An 18,990-nucleotide genomic window follows, 5' to 3' on the forward strand; every position below is an offset into this window, starting at 1 on the left:
GCGTGGGGGCGCGGCGCGAGGGCTCGCGCGCGGAGCGCGTGCGGCGCACGGGCGGCGCGTGACACCAGGCACACACCGGGGGCCTTGGCCGTGCCGGGTACGGGCGCGACACTTGCCGTACCGGACCGGGCCCGTACAGACCGCGCACAGCGGACACACCGCGCACGCGGCGGGACCGCCCGGGGAGACTGACACGAGGAGATGGGAGTGGACGTGGGCTCGGTCACGCTCGGCGTTTCGATCGCGGTCCCGGAGCCTCATGGCAGCCGCCTCCAGCGACTGCGCGCGGACTTCGGGGACCCGGCCGCGCACGGTATCCCCACCCACATCACGCTGCTTCCGCCCACTGAGGCGCCGGCGGACGCGCTGCCCGCCGTCGAGCGGCACCTCGCCGAGGTCGCCGCGAACGGCAGGGCCTTCCCGCTGCGCCTCGAAGGCACCGGGACCTTCCGCCCCGTCTCGCCCGTCGTGTACGTGCGGGTCGTCGAGGGCACGGACGCGTGCACCTGGCTCCAGAAGCAGGTGCGGGACGCCTCCGGGCCCGTCGCGCGCGAGCTCCAGTTCCCCTACCACCCGCACGTGACGGTCGCGCACGGCATCGCCGAGGAGGCGATGGACCGCGCGCAGACCGAGCTGGCCGATTACGCGGCCTCCTGGGACTGCACGGGCTTCAGCCTCTACGAGCAGGGCCGCGACGGCGTGTGGCGCCGCCTGCGCACCTTCTCCTTCGGCGCGGGCGCGGTCCCGAGCCAGCCCCTGAGCCCGGACGAGGCCCCGCACCCGATCGGCTGAGCGGCCACGCCGGGGCCCGTCTCCGCCTCCGTACCGGGCTCGGAGCGTCCGTACCGGGGCTCAGACCGGCAGCCGCCGGAAGAGCGGGCGCGGGACGTGCCGCAGCCCCGCCATGACCGGGCGCAGCGTCGCCGGGACCCACACCGTCTCGCTCCCGCGCCGCAGCCCGCGCTCCACCGCCTCGGCGACCGCCTCCGGTGTCGTCGCGAAGGGGCCGTCGAGGCCGAGCACCCCGTTCGCGTACTCCTCGGGGACGGCCTGGCCCTGGCGGCGGCTGCGCACCACGCCGGGGCGCACGACGAGTACGCGCACGCCCGTCCCGTACAGCGCGTCGCCGAGCCCCTGCGCGAAGGCGTCGAGCCCCGCCTTCGACGAGCCGAAGATGAAGTCCCCGCGCCGCACGCGCTCGCCCGCGACCGAGGAGAGCACGACGAGCGCCCCGTGCCCCTGCGCCTGGAGCCCCATCCCGCAGACGAGCCCCGCCGAGACGGCGCCCGTGTAGTTCGTCGCGGCGACGCGGGCGGCGGCGGCCGGGTCGGCCTCGTCGTTGAGCTGGTCGCCCGTGAGGCCGAAGGCCAGCAGGACGAGGTCGACGGGGCCCTCGGCGAAGACCTTGCCGAGCGCCTCGGCGTGCGAGGCGGGGTCGAGCGCGTCGAAGTCGACGGTGTGCGTCGTGGCGCCGAGGGCGCTCAGCTCGGCCGCCGCCGCGTCGAGCGCGGGGCCGGGACGGCCCGCGAGCCACACGGTGCGGGTGCGGCGGCCGATCATGCGGCGCGCGGTGGCGAGACCCAGCTCCGACGTGCCGCCGAGCAGCAGCAGTGAACGGGGCGGGCCGATCGGGTCCTGCATGGCGTACTCCTCGGGGTGGGGTGCTCGCCCGGGGGGTGCGGCGGGCGCGCGGTGACCGTATCGCCCACCGCTTCCCGAATACGCCCAAACCGACCGAAAACTCACCGTATCGGGCTACCGTGAAGGCCCCTTCCCGCCCCGCCGGACTGCGGGGGCCCCTCCCGGGGCAGATGGTGGCCACACCCGCGTGCGGGACCCGGCGACCGGGCCCGCTGCGGGGCAGGTGATCGGCACGGCGCTCGGGAGGGGCGGAGAACACCCATGGACTGGCTCACGAAACTCCCGGTGGTCGGGCCGTGGTGCGCGCGGCTCATGCGCACGCGCGCCTGGCGCTGCTACGAGCGGCTCGACGAGGTGCGCTGGGCGCGGCTCGCCGCGGCGATGACCTTCACGAGCTTCCTCGCCCTCTTCCCGCTCCTCACCGTCGCCGTCGCCGTCGTCGCGGGCGCCTTCGGGCAGGACCGCGTCCACGACCTCGAATCGCGCGTCAAGGAGCAGATCCCCGGCATCGCGAACCAGCTCGACCTGCAAGGACTCGTCGACAACGCGGGCACGGTCGGGATCGTCGCGGGCGCGGCGCTGCTCTTCACCGGGGTCAACTGGGTCGGCTCGATGCGGGAGTCGCTGCGCGCCGTGTGGCGGCTGCCCGAGGACCCGGGGAACGCCGTCATGGCGAAGGTGCGGGACACCGGCGTCCTGATCGGCCTCGGCGCGGCGGGCCTGATCACCGTCGTCGCCTCGGCCGCGTCGACGACGGCGATCGGCTGGACGGCCCACCACCTCGGCATCGCCGAGAACGGCGCGGGCGGCATCCTGCTGCGCGTCCTCTCCTTCGCCGTCGCGGTCGGCACCGACTTCCTGCTCCTGCTCTACGTCCTGAGCCTGCTGCCCCGCGTCCACCCCCGGCGCCGCCGCCTCGTCTTCGCCGCGCTGATCGGTGCGATCGGCTTCGAGCTGCTGAAGCTGCTGATCGGGGGCTACATCTCGGGCGTCGCCTCGAAGAGCATGTACGGCGTCTTCGGCGTCCCGATCGCCCTGCTCCTGTGGATCAACTTCACCGCGAAGCTGCTCCTGTACTGCGCGGCGTGGACGGCGGTGGAGGGCCGCGCGGAGACGGCGGAGAGCGAGCGGGCCGAGGAGGCCGAGGCGGCACGCCTCACGACGGTGACGGAAACCCCGGCGGCGGCCCGGAGCGGCAGGTTCCGCAAGCGGGGACACGTGGGAGCGACGCGGGACCCGGGAGGGGCCGAGGGGTAGGGCGGCTCCCGGAGCGTCCGGCGCGGCCGCTTCCCGGGAGCCGGGGCGGTCCCCGGCCGGTGCCGGGTGGACGGGGCCGCTTCCCGGCGGTGCCGGGTGGACGGGGTGGGGCCCGGGACGCCTGTGGTCCCGGGCCCCGCCCCGTCGTCGCGCGGACGGCCGCCGGTCAGTCGCGGGGGGCCGGGCCCGCGCCCGTCCCGGTGGCGTCGGGGTCCGGAGCGGTTGTCTCGGCACCCGGGCCCGTACCGCCGGGCCCGGCCGTACCGCCCGTGCCGATGCCGCCGTTCGTGCCCGGGCCCGCCGGGAGGGGGCGTCGGCGGCGGACGACGAAGACGACGCCCGCGAGGGCGACGAGGACGCTGCCGGTGACGGCGAGGGCGGTGCCGAGACCGCCGGAGCCGGAGTCCGCGCCCGTGGCGCTCGCCGCGCCGCCGCTGCCCCCGCCCCCGGCCGCGTGCTTCGGCGCCGCCTCCTTGCTCGCCCTGGCCCGCTCGGCGACGACGCCGCGCGGCGGGACCAGTTCGCCGACCGGGGCGACCTTGCCGTCGGCGGCGAAGCCCCAGTCGAGCAGCCGGGCGGCCTCGCGGTAGACGGCCTGGGTCTCGTCGTAGTCGGGGTGCATCACGGTCACGAGCAGCTTGCGGTCGCCGCGCTGCGCGTACGCCGTGTAGGTCGCGCCCGCGTTGGTCGTGTTGCCGTTCTTGACGCCCGCGATGCCCTGGTAGGGCTTGAGGTCGACGGTGCCGGTGAGCAGGCGGTTCGTGTTCTGGATGCCGAAGTGCTCGCGCGGCTTCTGCTCGGGCCCGGCCTGCCCCTTCGTCGCCTTCTCCTCGCCCTTTTCCTTGTCCTTCTTCTTGGCGAACTCGCCGGGGAACTGCGCCTCCGCCGTCGAGCAGTACTCGCGGAAGTCGGCGTTCTTGAGGCCGTCGCGGGCGAAGAGCGTCAGGTCGTACGCGCTCGACACCTGGCCCTTCGCGTCGTAGCCGTCCGGCGTGACGACGTGCGTGTCGTCGGCCTGGAGCTCGTGCGCCCGCGCCCGCATGTCCTGGACGGTCCGCGCGACGCCTCCGTTCATGGAGGACAGGACGTGGACCGCGTCGTTGCCCGACCGCAGGAAGACGCCGAGCCACAGGTCGTGCACGGAGTAGGGCAGGTCCTCCTTGATGCCGACGAGGCTGGAGCCCTCGCCGATCCCGTCGAGGTCCTTGAGCGTGACCTGGTGCACCTTGTCCTTCGAGAACTTCGGCAGCAGCGTGTCCGCGAAGAGCATCTTCAGGGTGCTCGCGGGCGCGAGTTTCCAGTGCGGGTTGTGCGCGGCGAGGATCTCGCCCGACTCGGCGTCGGCGACGACCCAGGAGCGCGCGGTGAGCTTCTTCGGCAGCTTGGGCGCCCCGGCCCGCGGCTCGACCTGCGTGCCGGGCAACGCCAGCCGTGCCCCGCCGATCGCGGAGGCACGGGCCGGGGGACGGGGACTCGCGGAATCCTCGCCCGAATCGGCCAGGGCGGGGCTCGCGACCACGGAGAGGGACAGGGCGGCGGCGGCAGCGCAGGCGGTCAGGGAGAGCACCGGTACGCGCTTTTTCGTAGCGGACACGTTCAGGAACGTACCTGTGCTGTCAGAAGGGGCAAGCGGGGAGGGGACGGAGGGGGCGGCCGATCGGGGGAGAGAGGGAGCGGCGAGGCGTCGGCCGTTCGGGCGGTACGGAGCGGGGGCGGCGGCGCGGGGGCTTGCGCCCCCCGGCTCCCGGCGCTCGTTTCGTCCGGTCCCGGGTGTCTTGTCCGCACCCCGGCGCAGGGCGCGCGGAACCCGGCGCGATACTGGGCCCATGAAGCTCAGCCGCCCGGTCTCCTGGTTCCTGCTCGCGTTCGGGGTGTGGAGCTGGATCATCTGGATCACTTTCGCCAAGAATCTGTGGAAGGACGGCAGCGGTCTCGCCTTCGACGACGCCGGCGACCCCACCACCTACTTCTGGGTCCACCTGCTGCTGGCGATCGCCTCCTTCCTTCTGGGGACGGTTGTAGGCGGCATCGGGTTCCGGGGGCTGCGTGCGCTGCGGAAACGTGATCTTCCGGTGTGAGTCCGCGAGCGATACGGGAACCAGCCGTGGGTGACGGGCCGTTGACGCGGCATGGTGATCCTTATCGGCGCGGTGCTGCTGCTCGTGCTCGCGGTGCTCGGACTGGCCCACTGGTACCTGTGGCGCCGCCTCGTCCGTGACACGACGCGCGGCCCCGGTCCCGCCCGCACGCTGGGCACGGTCTTCTTCGTCGCGGCCCCCCTGCTCATGCTCGCCGCCTTCGCGGGCTCGCGGACCCTCCCCTTCGGCGTGCTGCGTGTCATGGCATGGCCGGGGTACCTGTGGGCGGCCGTCCTGCTGTACCTGCTCCTCGCGGTGGCGGTCGGCGAACTGCTCCGTCCCTTGCTCTTTCGGGTGATGCGCGGGCGGTACGGCCGGGAGGGTGAGGGCGCCGCGCCGGTGGCGGCCACCGAGGGGGCACCCGCCGGGGCGCGGGGCGCGGCGAAGGACGCGGTCACGGCGGGCGACCCCGCGCCACCCGCCCCCGCCCCCGCACCCGTCTCCGGTCCCGCGCCCGACCCCGGTCCGGCACCCGTCTCCGGTCCCGACACGGCCGAAGGTCCCGCTCCCGCGCCCGCGTCGGAGCCCGCGCGGGAGGGGGCGCCGCGTCCCGGGCCCTCCCGCCGGCTCTTCGTCTCGCGGATCGTCGGCGGCGCGGCGGGCGCGGTGGCGCTCGGCACGGTCGGCCACGGCGCGTACGGCGTGCTGCGCGGCCCGCGCCTCAAGCACGTGACGATCCCGCTCGCGAAGCTGCCGCGCTCGGCGCACGGCTTCCGGATCGCGGTGGTGAGCGACATCCACCTCGGCCCGATCCTGGGCCACGCGCACACGCGGCGGATCGTGGACACGATCAACGGGGCGCAGCCGGACGCCGTGGCGGTCGTGGGCGACCTCGTGGACGGCTCGGTGGCGGAGCTGGGGCACGCGGCGCAGCCGCTGAGCGGTCTGCGGGCCCGGCACGGGGCGTACTTCGTCACGGGGAACCACGAGTACTACTCGGGCGCGGACGAGTGGATCGACGAGGTGCGCGAGCTGGGTCTGCGCCCGCTGGAGAACGCGCGCGTGGAGCTGCCCGGCTTCGACCTCGCGGGCGTCAACGACATCTCCGGCGAGGACCACCACGCCGCCCCGGACTACGAGAAGGCCCTCGGCGACCGCGACCAGGCCCGCGCCGCCGTGCTCATGGCGCACCAGCCGGTGATGATCCACGAGGCGGTGAAGCACCACGTGGACCTCCAGCTCTCCGGCCACACCCACGGCGGCCAGCTCTTCCCCGGCAACCTGCTCGCCCGCGCGGCCAACCCCACGGTCGCGGGGCTCGACCACTACGGCGACACGACGCTGTACGTGACGCGCGGGGCCGGGGCCTGGGGGCCGCCGGTACGGGTGGGCGCGCCCTCGGACATCACGGTGGTGACGCTGGCGGCGAAAAGCGCCTGAGCGCCGGTGCGACGGGGGAGTGGTACCGGAGCGGCGCGGGTGCGGTGAGCCCTCGGCCCGGGGGTGGCGAGGGCGAGGGCCCCGGGGGTGTCTCCCCGGGGCCCTCGCCTGTCACCGCGTCGCGCGAGGCGTCACGGCACGATGTTCAGGAGGCGGTTCGGGCTGCCGGAACCGGGGCTCGTGACGACGCCCGTCGCGGCGCCCGCGACGAGGGCCGAGGAGACCTGCGCCGGGGTCGCCGAGGTGTGGCCCGCGAGGTAGACGGCCGCCGCGCCCGTGACGTGCGGGGTGGCCATCGACGTGCCGTTGATGGTGTTGGTCGCGGTGTCGCCCGTGCCCCACGCCGAGGTGATCGAGGAACCGGGTGCGAACAGGTCCACGACCGAACCGTAGTTGGAGTAGCTGGCCTTCGCGTCCGTGCTCGTCGTGGCGCCGACGGTGATCGCCTCGCTGACGCGCGCCGGGGACTTGGTCGAGGCGTTCGTGGACTCGTTGCCCGCCGCGACCGCGTACGTGACGCCGGAGGCGATGGAGCGGCGCACGGCCGCGTCGATCGTCGAGTCGGCGCCGCCGCCGAGGCTCATGTTGGCGACGGCCGGCTTCACGGCGTTCGCCGTGACCCAGTCGATTCCGGCCACGACCTGCGCCGTCGTCCCGGAGCCCGCGTTGTTGAGCACGCGGACCCCGACGACCCTCGCCTTCTTCGCGACGCCGTAGGACGTCCCGGCGATCGTCGCGGCCACGTGCGTGCCGTGCCCGTTGCCGTCCTGCGCCGTGTTGTCCCTGTCGACGGCGTCGTAGCCGTACGAGGCCCGGCCGCCGAAGTCCTGGTGCGTGATCCGCACGCCGGTGTCGATGACGTACGCGGTCACCCCCTGCCCCGCCGAGTCCGGGTAGGTGTAAGCGCCGTTCAGCGGAAGGCTTTTCTGGTCGATGCGGTCCAGCCCCCAGGAGGGCGGGTTGGACTGCGTCGCCTCGGCCGTGAACACGCGGTCCTGCGCGACCTTCGCCACCGCCGGGTCGGCCGCGAGTCTCTTGGCGGCGCCCTCGTCGAGGCGCAGCGCGTAGCCGTTGAGCGCGGCCGAGTAGGTGCGGTCGATGGTGGCGCCGTACTTCTTCGCGAGCGCCTTGCCCTCCGCCGAAGCCGCTTTCGGGGCACCGGACTTGAGGGTCACGACGTAGCTGCCGGAGACGGTGCCGGCCACTCCGGCGTTCTCGATCACGCCTTCGGGCGCCGCCGAGGCGGGCAGCGCGACGACGGTGCTGAGCGCGAGCGCGGCGACCGCCGCCGCGCTCAGCCCGGCCAGGGTGCGGCGGGTGGTGCGGGGGCGGTGGTCTGTCTGAGGTGCCATCTGAAGGGTTCTCCTCGTGGATGGTGGTGTGGGGGTACGGGCGCGAACGCGAGTCAGTCCCTGTTGTGCGCATGACAAACCAGCGTCCGGATGGCCCGGCAGGTGTCGTGCCGGGCCCCGCCGAACGGAATACTCCCCACCGTCACCACTTCCGCACAAGACCGTCCCGCCCCGCTTGGCCGGATGTCATGCGACAGCCATCGTGCGGCAACACAGCTTCACGGGCGGCCGGTTGAGAAATGCGGCCAGGTTCTCCGCGACTCGCCGATGAGTGGGGCGCCCGGCCGCGGTCATCCCTTCCGTACGGCACGCCGTCGCGAAAGGACGCACGTCATGAGCACCGCATCCCTCCCGCCCGCCAAGGGGCCCGCCTCCTACTTCCCCTCGATCGAGCGCGCCTACGGCCGCCCCGTCGCCGAGTGGCTCGACCTCGTCCGCGCCTCGCCCCTCACCCGTCACGGCGAGCTCGTGACCTGGCTCAAGACCGCTCACGGGATGGGGCACGGCCACGCGAACGCGGTGGTGGCGTACGTGCGCCGGGAGAACGGGGCGGCGTGAGGGCGGCCCGGTCGGCGGGGCCGTGTGCGGCGGGCGGGAGCGGCGTGCCGCGCCGCCGAGAGTGCCGAGGCGGCCACGAAGCGCTCACACGCCCGTGGCCGCTCCTTCACCGTTACCGCCGGTAAATTCCATGTCACCCCTCTACTCTTACCGCGCTGACCTGCGTGAACGCGGGCCGCACGGCAGAGAGTGGGAGAGCGTGGAGCCGGGATACCTGACTGTGGACCACGGGGTGCGGACCAAGGCCGCCCCCGACGAGGCGGGCGCCGGACCCAACCGGCTCGCCGTCGCGGGGCTCGTCTTCGGCCTGCTCGGCCTGCTGCCCCTGCCCCTGCTCGGTTCCGTGCTCGCGCTGTCCTTCGGCGTCGCGGGCGGGCGCAAGGCGGACCGGGGCGAGGCCGGCGGGCGCGGGATGGCCACCGCGGCGATCGTGCTCGGCATCGTCGGCTGCGTGTGCGGGGTGCTCGGGATCGTCGTGGTTTTCGTCCAGTTCACCGGCCGCCGGGGCTTCTAGACCCTCACTTCCCGGGCCGTGACGGGCTGGCCACGCTCTTCGCGCACGGCCGGACAGACCGCCGGGCGGCCCGCCCCCGCCGCGCGCCGGGTCGGGGCCCGGCCGTCAGCCACGGTCCGGGACTGCCCGCCCCGAGACGGCCCCGTCCGGCGGAACAGGCCCCGGCCCCTCGGCTGCCGGGCCCGGCCCGGCGGCCGAGGGGGGCCTCGTCCCTCGCTACGCGCTCAGCGACCGCGCGTAGTGCACCTGTTGCATGACCTGGTGGAAGCTCCACGGCCCGAGCGCCGGGACCATCGTGGAGTGGTGGCGGCCCGCGCTCGTCACCGTCACCTGGATGAAGCCGCTCGTCTTCCGCTCCTTCATGAGCAGGAAGAGGAGGCCGAGGCCGCACAGCAGGATGCCGAGGATGATGGCGAGGACGATGCCGGTCTGGCTGATCTTCTCCTCGGTGTGGGACAGGTCGCTCGCGTTCCACACCGAGCCCTTGAGCGGCATCGTCCCCGCGGGTGTGGTGATCTCCGTCTGCGTCACGATGATGTCGCCGATCGCGAGCAGCGGCGCGGGCCCGCCGTGGTGCGGGGCACCCGGACCGGGCGGCGCGAAGCCGTATCCGGCGGGCCGCTGCTGCGGGAAGCCGTATCCGCCCGGGGGCTGCTGCGGGTAGCCGTACCCGGGAGGCTGTCCCGGAGCGCCGTACGCGGGCGGCGGGCCCGCCTGCGGACCGTCCGGCCCCGGCGCCCGGCCCTGCGGCGGCACTCCCTGCGGGGCCGCCGGCCCCTTCGCGAACGGATCGCTCCTGTCGGGACCGGGCGGCGGTGTGGTCATCGGTGGTGTCCCCCATGGGCGTGTGCGGCTGAGTCGGAGACGAGCATCGTGACATACGAGGAGGCCGCCACCCCCGTGAGGGGTGGCGGCCTCCTCGTGCGCGGGAGCCCCGTGACGCGTCCCGGGGGCCCGTCAGGACTTCAGTAGCGGCGCGTGATCAGCGCCCGCTTGACCTCCTGGATCGCCTTCGTCACCTCGATGCCGCGCGGGCAGGCGTCGGTGCAGTTGAAGGTGGTGCGGCAACGCCACACGCCGTCACGGTCGTTGAGGATCTCGAGCCGCTGGCTGCCCGCCTCGTCGCGCGAGTCGAAGATGAAGCGGTGCGCGTTGACGATCGCGGCCGGGCCGAAGTACTGGCCGTCGTTCCAGAACACCGGGCACGAGGACGTGCACGCGGCGCACAGGATGCACTTGGTGGTGTCGTCGAAGCGCTCGCGGTCCTCGGCGCTCTGGAGCCGCTCGCGGGTCGGCTCGTTGCCCGTCGTGACGAGGAACGGCATGACGTCGCGGTACGCCTGGAAGAACGGCTCCATGTCCACCACGAGGTCCTTGAGGACCGTGAGGCCCTTGATGGGCTCGACCGTGATGGGCTTGGCGGGGTTCAGGTCCTTGATGAGCGTCTTGCACGCGAGGCGGTTCTTGCCGTTGATCCGCATCGCGTCCGAGCCGCAGATCCCGTGCGCGCAGGAACGGCGGAACGTCAGGGTGCCGTCCTGCTCCCACTTGATCTTGTGGAGGGCGTCGAGGACGCGCTCCTTGGGGTCCATCAGGAGCTGGAAGTCCTGCCAGGCGACGTCGGCGGAGACCTCCGGGTTGAACCGGCGGACGCGCACGGTGACCGTGATGAGGTGGTCCGAGGCGGACCCGGCCTCCTCCACCTTGTCCATGATCGCGGTAGTCATCAGTACTTACGCTCCATCGGCTGGTAGCGGGTCTGCACGACCGGCTTGTAGTCGAGGCGGATCGCCTCGGTGCCGTCCGCCGAGACCTCGCGGTACGCCATCGTGTGACGCATGAAGTTGACGTCGTCGCGGGTCGGGAAGTCCTCGCGGTAGTGACCGCCGCGCGACTCCTTGCGGGCGAGCGCGGAGGTCGCCATGACCTCGGCGAGGTCGAGCAGGTTGCCCAGCTCGATCGCTTCGAGGAGGTCGGTGTTGAAGCGGCGGCCCTTGTCCTGGATCGCCACGTTCTTGTACCGGGCGCGCAGTTCGGCGATCTTCTCGACCGCCGTCTTGATCGTCTGCTCGGTGCGGAACACCATCACGTTGGCGTCCATGCACTCCTGGAGCTCGGTGCGCAGCACCGCGACCTTCTCGGTGCCCGTCGAGTTCCGCAGCCGCTCGACCTGCGCGACGACCTGCGCCTCCGGGTCCTCCGGAAGCGGCACGAAGTCGTTGGCGTGCGCGTACTCGGCCGCGGCGATGCCCGCGCGACGCCCGAAGACGTTGATGTCGAGCAGCGAGTTGGTGCCGAGCCGGTTGGCGCCGTGCACGGAGACGCAGGCGACCTCGCCGGCCGCGTACAGGCCGGGCACGACCGTCGTGTTGTCGGCGAGTACCTCGCCCTCCACGTTGGTCGGGATACCGCCCATCGCGTAGTGCGCGGTCGGCTGGATCGGGATGGGGTCCGTGTACGGCTCGATGCCGAGGTACGTACGGGCGAACTCGGTGATGTCCGGGAGCTTCGCGTCGAGCTGCTCGGGCGGCAGGTGCGTCAGGTCCAGGTACACGTGGTCGCCCTCGGGACCGCAGCCCCGGCCCTCGCGGATCTCGGTGTAGATCGAGCGCGAGACGACGTCGCGCGAGGCGAGGTCCTTCATGACGGGCGCGTACTTCTCCATGAAGCGCTCGCCGTCCTTGTTGCGCAGGATGCCGCCCTCGCCGCGCGCGCCCTCGGTGAGCAGGATGCCCATGCGCCAGATGCCCGTCGGGTGGAACTGGAAGAACTCCATGTCCTCCAGCGGCAGCCCGCGCCGCCACACGGCGGCCTGCCCGTCACCGGTCAGGGTGTGCGCGTTGGACGTCACCTTGAAGAACTTGCCGGTCCCGCCCGAGGCGTAGATGACCGACTTCGCCTGGAAGACGTGGATCTCGCCGGTCGCCAGCTCGTACGCCACGACACCGGCCGAGCGCTTGACGCCGTCGACCTCGGTGAGGAGCTGGTCGAGCACGTAGAACTCGTTGAAGAACTCCACGCCCTCCTTGACGCAGTTCTGGTACAGCGTCTGGAGGATCATGTGACCGGTGCGGTCCGCCGCATAGCACGAGCGGCGCACGGGCGCCTCGCCGTGGTTGCGGGTGTGCCCGCCGAAGCGGCGCTGGTCGATCGTGCCGTCCGGGGTGCGGTTGAACGGCAGGCCCATCTTCTCCAGGTCGAGGACCGAGTCGATGGCCTCCTTCGCGAGGATCTCGGCGGCGTCCTGGTCGACCAGGTAGTCACCGCCCTTGATCGTGTCGAAGGTGTGCCACTCCCAGTTGTCCTCCTCGACGTTGGCGAGGGCCGCGGCCATGCCGCCCTGCGCCGCGCCGGTGTGGGAGCGGGTGGGGTAGAGCTTGGTCAGCACGGCGGTACGGCTGCGCTTGGTCGCCTCGATGGCGGCGCGCATGCCCGCGCCACCGGCGCCGACGATGACGGTGTCGTACTTGTGGATCTTCAGCTTCATGATTCTCGTGGCCCCGGCTCTAACGGATGTTCGGGTCGAAGGTGAAGATCACCAGCGTGCCCAGCAGGACGGTGAAGAGGGTCGCCGCCCACAGCAGGCCCTTGAGCCACATGCGGGTCGCGGGGCGCTCGGCGTAGTCGTTGATGACCGTGCGCAGGCCGTTGGCGCCGTGCAGCATCGCGAGCCACAGCATCAGCAGGTCCCAGCCCTGCCAGAACGGGGAGGCCCAGCGGCCCGCGACGAACGCGAAGCCGATCTTCTGCACCCCGCCGTCCAGGAAGAGCTGGATGAGCAGGTGCCCGAGGACGAGGACGACCAGGACGACGCCCGACAGGCGCATGAACAGCCAGGCGGCGAGTTCGAAGTTGCGCTGCGGGTTCTTCTTCGTCTTCTTGGTGCGCTGCCGGGGCGGCTCGATGACCGGCGCCGGATTGTCGACGTCGTAGAGCGAGGCGCCCTCGACGGGGCCGATCGCGGAGGAGGTCTCGGTGGACATCGCGTCAGCTCCCGAACAGTTGACGTGCGGCGTGGCCGAGGACGGAGTAGAGCGAGCCGAGCATCAGCACGACCCACACCACGAGGACCGTCCACAGCATCTTCTTCTGGTGGCGGGGGCCCTGCGACCAGAAGTCGACGGCGATGATGCGCAGGCCGTTGAGCGCGTGGAAGAGGATCGCGGCGACGAGGCCGTACTCCAGCAGCGCGACGACCGGATTCTTGTAAGTGGCAACGACGTCGTCGTACGCCTCGGGGGAGACACGCACGAGCGCGGTGTCCAGGACGTGTACGAACAGGAAGAAGAAAATGAGGACGCCGGTGACTCGATGAGCCACCCAGGACCACATTCCTTCCCGGCCGCGGTACAGCGTTCCAGCCGGCACGGAAGAACCCTCCGGGGAAAGGATTGGGAGCCTGCCGCGATCCATTCCTGTCGACGGTCGGCCCGGCCGGGTACGGTCCACCGGCCCCGGCCATCGTAGTCACGGGCCGGGGCACGCCCCGCACGGGGGCATCCGGTGTGATCAAACTGGCACGTACGGGTGAAGGAGTCGGCCGAATGGGTGGGTTCGGCCCCCCCATCAGGCGTCCGGTCAGGGCGGATGCCTGCCGTTATGCCCGCCGGCCGCCGCTCCGTGACGGCGCTTCGGCTCGCCCCAGGCGGCTGTGCGCGCGCTGTGCCTCGCGTGTCGGACACGGCCGTACGGGGCAGACGCCGCCCGGAGCGGCGGGCCCGGGGGCCGCGCGCGGCCCCCCGCCGCCACCGGGAAGTCATCCGAACGAGGGGCCGGGCGCCCGGAGTGACACCACGTCCGCCGTCGCGGGAAGGAGTCCCGTACGGCGGCGCGAGCACCCTGCGGCCCGCACCGCGCAGCCCCCGCACCCGAGCGACGAGGACGTGACCTGTGCCCGAGCACCGCCGTCAAGGCTTCCCCGACACGGGCGGACGGCGTCGCCGCGCCGCGTGGGCCTCGATCGCGGCCCTCGTCGTCGCCGCGGCCGTCGCGCTCGGCCTCACGGTGTGGCCCGGAGGCGACCACGGCAAGGACAAGGGCGGCTCGGGCGCGGTGAGCGGCGGCGACGCGCTCACCGTCTCCCCGACCCCCGCCGCCTCGTACCCCGTCTCGAAGCCCCCGCGCACGATCCCCTCCGTGCGCGCCTTCGACGCCGCGCGCGGCCCCGGCTGGAAGCCCGCGAAGTCCGGGCGGGTCCTCGCCGGTGACGACGCGCTGGCGGACGAGGCGAAGCTCCTCGCGGGCGAACTCGGCATGACGTACGGCGGCGCCGCGGACCCGAAGCGCGGGGACGTGTGGCTCGGGCTCGACGAGAACGCGAAGGACGACGGCGACGAGGCGTACACCCTGCGCGTCGCCGCCGGTCAGGCGCGCATCACCTCGGCGGGGCAGGACGGGGTGTGGTGGGGCACCCGTACGCTCAAGCAGGCCGTGCGCGCGGACGGCAAGGCGCCCGAGGGCACCGTGCGCGACCGGCCCGCGAAGCCGCAGCGCGGGCTCATGCTCGACATCGCCCGCAAGTGGTACGACGAGGCGTGGATCAAGGCGCGGATCGCGGAGATCGCCGACCTCAAGTACAACCAGTTCGGCCTGCACTTCTCCGACGACCAGGCGTTCCGCGTCGAGTCCTCCTCGCACCCCGAGATCGTCTCGGCGCGGCACCTGACGAAGGCGCAGGTCCGCTCGATCGTCGCGTACGCGGCGGCCCGGCACGTCACCGTCGTCCCCGAGATCGACTCGCCCGGACACCTCGGCACCCTCATCAAGGCGCACCCGAAGCTCCAGTTGCGGGACGCGGCGGGCAAGCCCGTCGAGGGCGCCGTCGACATCGGCAACCCCGGCTCGGCCCGCCTCGTCGACGACCTCCTCAAGGAGTACGCGAGCCTCTTCCCCGGCCGGTGGTGGCACCTCGGCGCCGACGAGTACCAGGCCCTCGTCCGCTCCGACCCGGAAGCGTCCTTCCCGGAGCTGGCCGCGCTCGCCCGCAAGAGGTACGGGGCGGACGGCCGGGTCCAGGACCTCGCGCAGGCGTGGCTCAACGACCGGGCGAAGACGGTGCGGGACGCGCGCGAGGGACGCGTCCCGCAGGCGTGGAACGACGGCTTCTTCGCGCAGGGCCAGGTCGTGGCCGACCGCAGGATCGAGGTCGTCTACTGGACGGGCAAGGAACTCGGCGCCCGCCCGCCCTCCGCGTACCTCGCCGAGGGCCGCCAGGTCCTCAACTACAACGACGAGTTCCTCTACTACGTCCTCGGCCAGCCCAACACCTTCACCTACCCGACAGGGCAGCGCATCTACGAGTCCTGGACCCCGCGCGTGCTGCGCGGCACGAGCGCCGTGCCCGCGCGCTACGACCACCTCATCGAGGGCGGCGGCTTCGCGGTCTGGGGCGACTTCCCGAACGCCCAGACGCCGGAGCAGGTCGTGGCGGGCATCCGGATGCCGCTCCGCGCCCTGGCCGAGAAGCTGTGGCCGCAGGCGGCGGAACCGGCACGGAGCTGGGCCGATTTCCAGGCGGTGTCACGGGCGATCGGCTAGCCGGAACGCCGATGAGCGGTCTCCGGTGGCCGCTCCCCGGCCCGCGCGGCGGGTCGCGCACGCCGTGAACGCCCGTGTCCTGCCCGCTCGCGGCGGACGCGGGAAGGCGAACGGCCGGGTCGCCACCCCCCACAGGAGAGACCCGGCCGTCGCACGGCACGGACCGCTTGAGGGCCCGTACTTCCTACAGCGCCATGGTCTCCCGAGACGTCACACCCGGACGGTCACGTGTCGGTAACGCTTCGTGGTGCGCGGGGCGGGGGCGAAGGTCCGGCTCGGCCTGAAAGGGTGGAGTACTGGCCAACTGACCGGTAGCGTGCTGATTCGCGCCGGACCGGACACGGGCCCGGTGGGGACGCGACTGGGGGCAGGCTGAGGGGTGCTGGGGGACGACGCGGAGCTGACCGCCGCGGTACTCGCGGCTCAGCGGGGGGACGAGGCCGCTTTCCGTACGGTGTACCGCGAGGTGCAGCCGCGCCTTCTCGGCTACATCAGGACCCTCGTCGGCGAGGCCGACGCCGAGGACGTCGCCTCCGAGTCCTGGTTGCAGATAGCCCGTGACCTGGGCCGCTTCGACGGCGACGCGGACCGGTTCCGGGGCTGGGCGGCGCGGATAGCGCGCAACCGCTCCCTCGACCACATCCGGATGCGGGGCCGCCGCCCCGCCGTCGGCGGTGACGAGTCCGAACTCACCGTGCGTCCGGGGGACTCCGACACGGCGGGCGAGGCCATCGAGGCCCTGGCGACCGGCGAGACCCTCGCCCTCATCGCCCGCCTCCCGCAGGACCAGGCCGAGGCCGTCGTCCTCCGCGTCGTCGTGGGCCTCGACGCGAAGAGCGCCGCGGCGACCCTCGGCAAACGGCCGGGCGCGGTACGCACGGCGGCCCACCGGGGACTCAAGAGGCTGGCCGAACTCCTGGGCGGGCGCGAGGCGGACGGCAGGGGCGGGACCACCGGTGGCGGCACGGGCATCGCCGACGCGGGGGAGGGCCCCGACCCCGCCGGGGCCGTGGGAGCCCCCGGACCCGGTGGCCCCGCCGCTCCCGGGGGCCGCGGAGGAGCGGCCGGCGCGGACGGCCCCGGCGGGGCCGGGGTGCCCGCCGGGGCGCGCGGCGCGGGCGGGCGGCTGCCCGGCGCCCCGCGCGGCACGAGGGGCACGACGGGCGCGGTGCGCGACGGCGTCCCCGGCGGTACGGGACTCCCGCCCGGCGAGAGCGAGCGCGAGCGCGGCGGGGCGCGTACGTACGGTGAGGCGGCGACCTCCGGCCGTCCCGCCCCCGCGCAGTCCGCCCGGCGTGCCGCCGTGCCCGCGCAGCGGCGGGGCGAGGGGCAGAGCGTGCGGCAGTCGGTGCCCGCCGCGGCGACGTCCTGCCCGGCCGTGGTACAGAAGGAGGCGTGATGGCCGAGGAGTTCGAGGGACACCGGGCGAGTGGCGCGCCCGGCGGCCGTCCCGCGCGCGTCCCGCGCGCCGTCGCCCGCACGGCGCGGGCCGCGCTGCTCGCGGAGCGCCCGTACGAGACGCTCGACCCCCGTGCGCGGACCGAGGCCCGCCGCGTCGAAGCGGCGCTCGGCACCCTGACGCGTTCGACCGGGCCGTCCGGTCCCCTGGAGCCGCCCGCCGAACTGCTTGCGGTGTTCCGCGCGAACGCCGGCCGCGACGCGCGGAGCGCGGAGGCCGCCGCCAAGGCAGGTTTCGCCGCGCGGCGGGCGCGGCTGCTCGCCACCGGGGTGCTGAGCCTCGGCATGGTCGGCGGCGTCGCCGTCGCGGGCGGGACCGGGGTGCTCACCTCCTTCCCGGATGCCCCGGACGCCCCGCGCACGGTGCGGCCCCGTGATCCCGCCCCCGAGGCCCCCAGCGTCCCCGGGGGCGTGGTGCCGGGCGCCACCGCGCTCCCCGGCCCGGCGGAGGAACTGCTCGCCCCCTCCGGCGGGCCGTCCGGCTCGTCCGCCGGTCCCTCGCCGAGCGGCACGCGGCGCGCCCCCGGCGCCTCCGGCACCGCGAACGCCTGCCGCGCGCACCTGCGCGGACACGTCGAACGGGCGGCGGAGCGACGGCTCGCGGCGCTCGCGGGCGGTACGGGACGGATCGAGGCGTACTGCGCGTCGCTCCTGCGCGCCAGGACCCGCGTCCCGGGCCCCGCCCGGTCCGCCCCCGCCCCGGTGGCGCCCTCGCTGACGCTTCCGGACTTCCCGACCACGTACCCGACCTTCGGCTTCGAGGAGCCCTCCGGCGGTCCGAGCCGGAGCGCGTCCCCCACGGAGGAGCCGGGCGGCGGCGCCTCGCCGACGCGGAGCCCGCACGAGACGAGGCCGGACCCGCCGGACGAAGCGTCAACACCGCCCGGGCCCCCGGAGTCCCCGGCGCCCTCCCAGCCGTCAGCGGAGGATGCCCCGGACCTCCCCTGAGACCGCCGCGCCGGGACGCGCGCGAACGGGGTGTGACACTTTTCGCGCCCTTGACGCAGAGAGAAGTGAGCCGACTGGTCATCGGCTGTCGCACGAGCCGGGGTTCCCCCCGTACCACCGGCTCGTTGCCACCGGCGCGGGCGGGACACGTTCCCCCGGTCCCGTCCGCGCCTCGGCACACACAGAGCCCGCGTTCAGTAGACGACCACCTTGTCCCCCGTGCGCACGGTGTCGAAGAGAGCGGCGACCTTCGCCTTGTCCCGTACGTTGACGCAGCCGTGCGAGGCGCCCGCGTAGCCGCGCGCGGCGAAGTCGGGGGAGTAGTGCACGGCCTGGCCGCCGCTGAAGAACAGCGCGTACGGCATGGCGGTGTGGTAGAGCGTCGAGACGTGGTCGCGGGACTTCCAGTAGACCTTGAAGGTGCCGTCACGGGTCGGCGTGTACGCGGAGCCGAAGCGCACGTCCATGACGGAGACGACACGCCCGTCCACCATCCAGGAGAGCGTCCGGCTCTTCTTGCTGACGCACAGCGCGCGCCCGGTGAGGCAGCGGGGATCGGGCTTCGCGGGCGGCAGTGTCGTCTCCGGGTACAGCTCGGCCTTCGTCGGCGCGGGCCCCGCCGCCCTGAGCCGCGCCCACGTCGCGCTGTCGAGCACGCCGCTCGCCCCGAGCCCCCGGTCCCGCTGGAACGCGGCGAGCGCCCGCGCGGTGACGTCCCCGAAGTACCCGGTCGGCTGCTGCCGGAAGAACCCGAGCGACCAGAGCCGGGCCTGGAGGGCGCGTACGTCGGCGGTGCGCTGTCCCTTGCGGGGGAGGGCGGGGGCGGTGGTGCGGGGCGGAGCGCTCGGACGCCGCGCGTCGGCGCGGGGCACGGCGCCGGTACGGGCGGGCACGGGGCTCGTACGGACCGGGGCCGGGCTCGTACGGAGCGGGGCGGGGCTCCCGGGCGCGGGGCTCGACCGGCCCTGGGCGGGCGTCGCCACGGAACCGGGCGCCTTCGCGTCACTCGGGACCCCCGCCCCGGCCACCCCGTCCACCCGGCACGCCGCGAGCACGAGCACGCCCAATACTCCCGCCACACCCACCGCTCCGCGTCGCATCCGCGTCCCCCTCGTCGTCCGGACGCCTTCTGGATTCCCCGGACAGGCGGGGACGAACCCCCTCACCGTCGGCCCGGCCGCTCAGGCGGTTTATCCCACGAATCGCT

At 73.8% G+C, this 18,990-nt stretch carries 17 protein-coding genes and 1 pseudogene; 9 read left to right on the forward strand and 9 right to left on the reverse strand.

The genetic code is table 11. The features are described from left to right. The first annotated feature begins 207 nt into the window (after positions 1-207). The gene (locus IF99_RS0121525; protein ID WP_030998277.1) at positions 208-792 is read left to right on the forward strand and encodes a 2'-5' RNA ligase family protein; all 585 of its coding nucleotides are present in this window, start codon (positions 208-210) and stop codon (positions 790-792) included. A 60-nt stretch (positions 793-852) separates the two neighbouring features. Here the strand turns inward: IF99_RS0121525 and IF99_RS0121530 are convergent, their stop codons facing one another. After that, positions 853-1,641 carry an SDR family NAD(P)-dependent oxidoreductase gene (locus tag IF99_RS0121530; RefSeq protein WP_030998279.1) on the reverse strand — a complete coding sequence of 263 codons (789 nt, stop codon included), beginning with the start codon at positions 1,639-1,641 and terminating at the stop codon, positions 853-855. Between the two features lie 261 nt (positions 1,642-1,902). On the opposite strand from IF99_RS0121530, the gene IF99_RS0121535 reads away from it, so the two are divergent. Continuing rightward, positions 1,903-2,898 (forward strand): YihY/virulence factor BrkB family protein, encoded by a 996-nt coding sequence (locus IF99_RS0121535; RefSeq protein ID WP_030998281.1) that lies wholly within the window; start codon positions 1,903-1,905, stop codon positions 2,896-2,898. Between the two features lie 166 nt (positions 2,899-3,064). Here the strand turns inward: IF99_RS0121535 and IF99_RS0121540 are convergent, their stop codons facing one another. Next, a complete protein-coding gene (locus IF99_RS0121540; RefSeq protein ID WP_420705693.1) occupies positions 3,065-4,492 on the reverse strand; it encodes a D-alanyl-D-alanine carboxypeptidase family protein in 1,428 nt (475 codons plus the stop codon). 232 nt (positions 4,493-4,724) lie between these two features. Here IF99_RS0121540 and IF99_RS0121545 point away from each other — a divergent pair, with 232 nt between their 5' ends. Together IF99_RS0121545 and IF99_RS0121550 are read left to right on the forward strand one after the other, a co-directional pair. Further along, positions 4,725-4,976: an SCO4848 family membrane protein gene (locus tag IF99_RS0121545; RefSeq protein ID WP_007826232.1), complete on the forward strand. Its 252-nt coding sequence runs from the start codon at positions 4,725-4,727 to the stop codon at positions 4,974-4,976. Positions 4,977-5,027: 51 nt separating this feature from the next. Then, a complete protein-coding gene (locus IF99_RS0121550; RefSeq protein ID WP_030998285.1) occupies positions 5,028-6,416 on the forward strand; it encodes a metallophosphoesterase in 1,389 nt (462 codons plus the stop codon). Between the two features lie 131 nt (positions 6,417-6,547). Here IF99_RS0121550 and IF99_RS0121555 read toward each other — a convergent pair whose 3' ends face one another. Further along, positions 6,548-7,768 (reverse strand): S8 family peptidase, encoded by a 1,221-nt coding sequence (locus tag IF99_RS0121555; protein ID WP_030998287.1) that lies wholly within the window; start codon positions 7,766-7,768, stop codon positions 6,548-6,550. 333 nt (positions 7,769-8,101) lie between these two features. Here IF99_RS0121555 and IF99_RS0121560 point away from each other — a divergent pair, with 333 nt between their 5' ends. Beyond that, positions 8,102-8,326, forward strand: coding sequence for a DUF4287 domain-containing protein (locus IF99_RS0121560; protein ID WP_030998290.1), 225 nt, complete (start codon positions 8,102-8,104; stop codon positions 8,324-8,326). A gap of 199 nt (positions 8,327-8,525) precedes the next feature. Further along, positions 8,526-8,840, forward strand: a complete 315-nt coding sequence (locus IF99_RS0121565; RefSeq protein WP_030998294.1) for a DUF4190 domain-containing protein — start codon at positions 8,526-8,528, stop codon at positions 8,838-8,840. A gap of 216 nt (positions 8,841-9,056) precedes the next feature. Here IF99_RS0121565 and IF99_RS0121570 read toward each other — a convergent pair whose 3' ends face one another. From IF99_RS0121570 to sdhC, 5 genes are all read right to left on the reverse strand, one after another. After that, the gene (locus IF99_RS0121570) at positions 9,057-9,665 is read right to left on the reverse strand and encodes a membrane protein (protein WP_030998295.1); all 609 of its coding nucleotides are present in this window, start codon (positions 9,663-9,665) and stop codon (positions 9,057-9,059) included. A 140-nt stretch (positions 9,666-9,805) separates the two neighbouring features. After that, the gene (locus tag IF99_RS0121575; RefSeq protein WP_030998297.1) at positions 9,806-10,567 is read right to left on the reverse strand and encodes a succinate dehydrogenase iron-sulfur subunit; all 762 of its coding nucleotides are present in this window, start codon (positions 10,565-10,567) and stop codon (positions 9,806-9,808) included. Next, positions 10,567-12,321 (reverse strand): succinate dehydrogenase flavoprotein subunit, encoded by a 1,755-nt coding sequence (sdhA, locus tag IF99_RS0121580; RefSeq protein WP_030998298.1) that lies wholly within the window; start codon positions 12,319-12,321, stop codon positions 10,567-10,569. The genes IF99_RS0121575 and sdhA overlap by 1 nt, the downstream gene beginning before the upstream one ends. 25 nt (positions 12,322-12,346) lie before the next feature. After that, a complete protein-coding gene (locus tag IF99_RS0121585) occupies positions 12,347-12,823 on the reverse strand; it encodes a succinate dehydrogenase hydrophobic membrane anchor subunit (protein WP_030998299.1) in 477 nt (158 codons plus the stop codon). A gap of 4 nt (positions 12,824-12,827) precedes the next feature. Then, positions 12,828-13,208, reverse strand: a complete 381-nt coding sequence (gene sdhC, locus IF99_RS0121590; protein ID WP_008747624.1) for a succinate dehydrogenase, cytochrome b556 subunit — start codon at positions 13,206-13,208, stop codon at positions 12,828-12,830. A 522-nt stretch (positions 13,209-13,730) separates the two neighbouring features. Here sdhC and IF99_RS0121595 point away from each other — a divergent pair. From IF99_RS0121595 to IF99_RS0121605, 3 genes and pseudogenes are all read left to right on the forward strand, one after another. Then, positions 13,731-15,377 carry a beta-N-acetylhexosaminidase gene (locus tag IF99_RS0121595; protein WP_030998301.1) on the forward strand — a complete coding sequence of 549 codons (1,647 nt, stop codon included), beginning with the start codon at positions 13,731-13,733 and terminating at the stop codon, positions 15,375-15,377. Positions 15,378-15,756: 379 nt separating this feature from the next. Further along, positions 15,757-16,539, forward strand: a pseudogene (locus tag IF99_RS35090) (RNA polymerase sigma factor); the annotation flags it as partial. A gap of 236 nt (positions 16,540-16,775) precedes the next feature. Then, positions 16,776-17,783: a hypothetical protein gene (locus IF99_RS0121605; RefSeq protein WP_051703609.1), complete on the forward strand. Its 1,008-nt coding sequence runs from the start codon at positions 16,776-16,778 to the stop codon at positions 17,781-17,783. Between the two features lie 194 nt (positions 17,784-17,977). Here the strand turns inward: IF99_RS0121605 and IF99_RS0121610 are convergent, their stop codons facing one another. Then, positions 17,978-18,883: a L,D-transpeptidase family protein gene (locus IF99_RS0121610; RefSeq protein ID WP_030998304.1), complete on the reverse strand. Its 906-nt coding sequence runs from the start codon at positions 18,881-18,883 to the stop codon at positions 17,978-17,980. Between the last annotated feature and the right edge of the window lie 107 nt (positions 18,884-18,990).

This window comes from Streptomyces sp. NRRL F-5630 (assembly GCF_000719475.1).
Taxonomy (GTDB): Bacteria; Actinomycetota; Actinomycetes; order Streptomycetales; family Streptomycetaceae; genus Streptomyces.